The organism is Actinomadura geliboluensis (genome assembly GCF_005889745.1).
GTDB lineage: Bacteria > Actinomycetota > Actinomycetes > Streptosporangiales > Streptosporangiaceae > Spirillospora > Spirillospora geliboluensis.
This window is the reverse complement of record NZ_VCKZ01000605.1, coordinates 1-3,926: the sequence shown is the minus strand read 5'-3', so window position 1 is coordinate 3,926 and position 3,926 is coordinate 1. Positions and strand designations below refer to the sequence as shown.

General features: G+C 73.7%; 2 protein-coding genes. Both read left to right on the top strand.

The genetic code is table 11. The annotated features are described in order from the left end of the window. Positions 1-85 precede the first annotated feature (85 nt). Complete coding sequence (locus ETD96_RS42235) at positions 86-1,579, top strand: pentapeptide repeat-containing protein (protein ID WP_138642092.1); 1,494 nt, start codon at positions 86-88, stop codon at positions 1,577-1,579. 206 nt (positions 1,580-1,785) lie between these two features. Further along, positions 1,786-3,870, top strand: coding sequence for an RNA degradosome polyphosphate kinase (locus ETD96_RS42230; protein ID WP_138642091.1), 2,085 nt, complete (start codon positions 1,786-1,788; stop codon positions 3,868-3,870). The last annotated feature ends 56 nt before the right edge of the window (positions 3,871-3,926 follow it).

Sequence of the window (3,926 nt, the reverse complement as noted above, 5' to 3'; positions counted from 1 at the left end):
CGGGGCCGGGGGTGGCGGCGGGGTTGCACCTACCTGGCCACCGGGAGACCTGCACTCCGCGCGGCGGCGTGGGTACAACGAGACCGTGACATCACATGAGCCTTCCTCGACGGCGGTGTTCTGGCCGCGCTGCTCGGCGGTCCACGGGTGCAGCGGGCGGGCCGCCGGCCCGCGCGGCGGGTGCGCCGCCCACCTGCGGCCCCGCGAGTTCGAGGAGTTCATGGGCACGCTGCGGCCGGGCGCCGACCTGGACCTGCGCGGCGTGACCGTCCCCGCGTGGCTCCTCGACGCCGTGCTGGACGCCGTCACCGGCCCGGACGGCCGCCCGCACCTCGGCCGGACCCGCTTCGACGGCGCCGTGCTCCCGTCCGACGCGGTGCTGCGCGGCGCCTGCGTGGAGGGCGACAGCTCGTTCGACGGCGCCTGCTTCCTCGGCGGCGTCTCGTTCTACGACGCGCGGTTCTTCGGCAACGTCTCGTTCCGGGGCGCGCGGTTCGGCCGCAACGCCTCCTTCCACGCGGCGCGCTTCCACCGGTACGCCTCGTTCGAGGAGGCCGTGTTCACCTGCGACGCCGTGTTCGGGGAGGCGCGCTGGCACGCCGACGCCTCGTTCCGGCGGGCGGTGTTCATGGGCGCGGCCTGCTTCGACCGCGCGCTGTTCGGCCGGGACGCGGCGATGCAGGCGGCCTGCTTCGGCGGCCCCGTCTCGTTCAAGCGGGTCCAGGTGTCGCGGCACGCCCGCTTCGAGCGGACCCGGTTCCGGCAGGGCGTCTGGCTCGGCCCGCTCACCGCCGCCGGCCGGATCGCGCTGTCGGACGCGACCGTGCACGGCCGGCTGCGGGTCCACGCGGCGGCCCGGCAGGTCACGGCGCGCGGCGTCACCGTGCACGGGGAGGCGGGGTTCCGGCTGCGGCACGCCGAACTCGACCTGGAGGACGCGGTGTTCGAGGGCCCGGCGGGCGTCGAGGCGCTGGCCCATCCGATCCAGGGGCTCGCGGAGCCGCCTTCGGCGGGCCCGGCGGCGGTCCGGGTCGTCTCGCTGCGCCGGGTGGACGCGGCCCGGCTGCGCCTCGCCGGCGTCGACCTGAGCGGCTGCGGGTTCCTCGGGCTGCGGCACCCGGACACGCTGGCGCTCGCGGGCGACTGCGCGTTCGCGACCGTCCCGCACCACCGCCCGCACCTGCCCTGGCACCCGCACGGGCGCGGCGCGCACGGCGGGCGGGCCGTGCTCGCCGAGGACCTCGCGCTCGGCTCCGCCGGCACCGCCGCCGACGACGACCGGCTGCGGACGCTGTACCTGGAGCTGGCCCGCGCCAGCGCCGCCGCCGACCGGGGCCGGCTGGCCCGGGACTTCCGGTACGGGGCGCTGGAGATGCGGCGGCGCGGCGAGCGCGACCCGCTGCGCCGCTGGGGGCTGCACCTGCTCTGGATCACCTGCGGCTACGGGCTCCGGGCGGGCCGCGTCGTCGCCTGGCTCGCGGTGATCGTGGCGCTGCTGTGCTTCGGCGCGTCCGTCCTGTACCACGACGGCCGCGCGGAGACCGCCCACAGCGCGCACTCGAACGGCCACGGCACTTGATCCAGCGCGCACCTGACCCGGCGCGCACCTGACCGGCTGCGGCAACCGACCGGCCGCGGCCGGTCGGACGGCTGCCGGAAAAGTGGGCAAGACATGCGGAAATACCGTGTGATCAGGGGGAACCGCGGGCATGATCGGAGTGTCTGATACTTCGGTGACATCCCCGAGTTCGACTGTCGTTCATCTTGGTCGGGAAAGATCACGGTATGACCGTCTATCCAGGACAGCTCCCCCCACCGGACGAAGCGCTGCCGGACGACCGCTTCCTCGACCGGGAGGAGAGCTGGCTGAGATTCAACCAGCGCGTCCTGGAGCTCGCCGAGGATCCGGCCCTGCCGCTGCTGGAGCGCGTCCGCTTCCTGGCGATCTTCGCCAGCAACCTGGACGAGTTCTTCATGGTGCGGGTCGCCGGCCTCGCCCGCCGGATGGCGACCGGGCTCGCCGTCCAGTCCGCGAGCGGCCGGCAGCCCCGCGAGGTGCTGGAGCGCACCGGCGAGGTCGCGCACGAGCTGATGCGCCGGCACGCGGCCAGCTTCCGGGACGGGATCCGCCCCGCGCTCGGCGACGAGGGCATCGACATCCTGCGCTGGGACGAGCTGGCCGAGACCGAGCAGGAGCGGCTGCGCCGGCTGTTCCGCGACCGGATCTACCCGGTGCTCACCCCGCTGGTGGTCGACTCCGCGCACCCCTTCCCCTACATCTCGGGCCTGTCGCTGAACCTCGCGGTGATCGTCCGCGATCCGGAGACCGACGCGACGATGTTCGCCCGGGTCAAGGTGCCGCCGCTGCTGCCGCGCTTCATCGAGGCGTCCCCGGACCGGTTCACGCCGCTGGAGGACGTGATCGCCGCGCACCTCGGGCAGCTGTTCGTCGGGATGGAGGTCGTCGAGCACCACGCGTTCCGCGTCACCCGCAACCAGGACCTGGAGATCGACGACGACATCAGCGAGGGCCTCCTGCAGGCGCTGGAGCGCGAGCTGCTGCGCCGCCGGTTCGGCCCGGTCGTGCGGCTGGAGGTGGAGGAGTCGATCTCCGCGGGCGTGCTGGAGCTGCTCACCTCCGAGCTGGCGGTGGACGAGGGCCAAATCTACCGCGTCGGCGGGCCGCTCGACCTCGGCGGCCTCGCGGCCATCGCCGACCTCGACCGCCCGGAGCTGAAGTACCCCCCTTTCGTCCCGTCGAAGGAGGCGCTGCCGGAGGACGCGAGCATCTTCGGCGCCATCCGTGAGCGGGACGTGCTCGTCCACCACCCCTACGACTCGTTCACCACGACCGTCCAGCGGCTGATCGAGGACGCGGCGGCCGACCCGCGCGTCCTCGCGATCAAGCAGACGCTGTACCGGACGAGCGGCGACTCCCCGATCGTGGACGCGCTGATGAGCGCCGCCGAGGCGGGCAAGCAGGTCGTGGTCGTCGTCGAGCTGAAGGCCCGGTTTGACGAGCGCGCCAACATCGCGTGGGCGCGCAAGCTGGAGACGGCCGGCTGCCACGTCGTGTACGGGTTCGTCGGGCTGAAGACGCACTGCAAGCTCGCGCTGATCGTCCGGCAGGACGACGAGGGCCAGCTGCGCCGCTACTGCCACATCGGCACCGGCAACTACCACCCGAAGACCGCCCGCCTCTACGAGGACTTCGGGCTGCTCACCGCCGACCCCGAGGTCGGCGAGGACGTCAGCGCCCTGTTCAACCACCTGACCGGCTACTCGCGGCAGAGCTCCTACCACCGGCTGCTCGTCGCGCCGAACAGCCTGCGGTCGGGGCTGGTCCAGCGGATCGAGCACGAGATCGACAACCGCCGGGCCGGGCATCCCGCCCGGGTCCGGATCAAGTGCAACTCGCTGGTGGACGAGGTGATCATCGACGCGCTGTACCGGGCGTCGCGGGCCGGGGTGCCGGTGGACGTCTGGGTGCGCGGGATCTGCGCGCTGCGTCCCGGCGTGCCCGGCCTGTCGGACATGATCCGGGTGCGCAGCGTGCTCGGCCGGTTCCTGGAGCACTCCCGCGTGTTCGCGTTCGAGAACGGCGGGGAGCCCGAGGTGTGGATCGGCAGCGCCGACCTCATGCACCGCAACCTGGACCGCCGCGTCGAGGCGCTCGTCACCGTCACCGACCGGGCGCAGCGCGACGACCTGCTCGCCCTGCTCGACCGCGCCATGGAGCCCGGCACCCACGCGTGGGCGCTGGACGGCGACGGCACCTGGACGCGCGGCCGGGCCCGGCCCGGCGAGACGCTCCTGGACATCCAGACCCACCTGGTCAAGAGCCGCCGGTGGAGGACGGTCGATGGCTGAGGTCATCCACGCCGCCGGGGCGGTGCTGTGGCGGGACCTGGCCTTGAAACCCGCTC

Excerpts from the sequence above, each read along its gene's own strand:
- ETD96_RS42230 (WP_138642091.1), top strand. The coding sequence starts at position 1,786 with ATGACCGTCTATCCAGGACAGCTCCCCCCACCGGACGAAGCGCTGCCG.